This window comes from Frankia sp. CcWB2 (genome assembly GCF_977927585.1).
Genome location: NZ_CDWRCM010000267.1, coordinates 1,024 through 2,263, shown reverse-complemented (window position 1 = coordinate 2,263; position 1,240 = coordinate 1,024). Strand labels below are relative to the sequence as shown.

2 protein-coding genes are annotated in these 1,240 nt (G+C 70.8%); both read left to right on the top strand.

Annotated elements, in window-relative coordinates:
* Positions 1–381 (top strand): L,D-transpeptidase (locus ACY45C_RS20045; RefSeq protein WP_462189109.1); only part of this gene is annotated, 381 nt, incomplete at its 5' end.
* A gap of 445 nt (positions 382–826) precedes the next feature.
* Positions 827–1,240: phosphatase PAP2 family protein (locus ACY45C_RS20040; protein ID WP_462189108.1), on the top strand; the 414-nt coding region annotated here is incomplete at its 3' end.

Here is a 1,240-nt window from a genome sequence, read left to right as displayed (position 1 = left end):
TACTACGAGAAGGTCCAGTGGGCGGTCCACTACACCAGTGGCGGGCAGTACGTGCATTCCGCGCCCTGGTCGGTGCCCTCCCAGGGACGAGCCAACGTCTCCCATGGGTGCGTGAACGCCTCACCCGCCGACGCCCAGTGGTTCTACAGCTTCACCCGGCTCGGTGACATCATCGACATCGTCAACACCGGTCGGCCGCCGGACACCTCACAGCTCGGCAACGCGTGGTCGGTCCCCTGGGCCACGTGGAAGGCGGGCAGCGCGCTGCCAGTGTCCGACCAGCTCGCCCCCGCGGTGAGCCTCGACTCCGCGGTGAGCACCGTCACGCCCGGGCCTGCGGCCGCCATCCCCAGGACCGGCTCGGCGGGCGCCGGCGCCTGACCGGGCGATCGCGGGTCTCGCAGCCGCGGCAGCGTGGACGACGCCCGGCCCGACCAGCTCGGTGCCGGGCGTCGTCAATATGCGCCCTCGGCCGCTCCCACCGCGGTGGCGGGATGGCGTTGGTGGCGGGATGGCGCGGGGCGGCGGAGTGGCGCGGGGCGGCGGAGTGGCGCGGGGCGGGGACAGCCGGTCAGGGGGAGGAGCCGGGCGGGCGAGCAGGCGGTGAATTTCCGCCCGGGGGAGGCGTCGTAAACGACGGATCGGCCCGTGACGGTTGCGAACGGCTCATGCTGTTGAGTAAGGGTATGGAGAGCGAGCTGTCGAGACGCTCCGGCCCGTCGCGACGGTTGGTGCGCCGGTCTGTTCGCGCGTGCGGTCCTGCCCGAGGGCGTAGAGGCGCGCGGGCGCGGCGTCTCGCGCGGGTGCGACGTTCGAGAGGTGCATAGTGAGGCGCTTGCGCAACCAGACCACCGGCCTGCCGGTCTGGTGGGTCGAGGTGCTGATGCTGGTGATCCTGTACTACTCCTACACCGGCACCCGCGCCGTGGCCGACGCCTCCACCGGCGAGGCGATGCGGATGGGCCACGATCTCCTGCGCCTGGAGACCTTCCTGCACCTCGATCCCGAGCTCGGGCTCAACCGCTGGTTGCAGAGTGTACCGGTGTTGGCGATCCTCTGTTGTTACTACTACGCGACGCTGCACTTCGTCGTGACGCCGGCCCTGCTGGTGTGGATGCATCGTCGGCACTCCCCCCGGTACGCCCAGGTCCGCTGGACGCTGGTGATCACCACTCTGATCTGCCTGGTCGGGTTCTTCCTGTTCCCGACCGCCCCGCCCCGGTTGCTCACCGGCACGTCC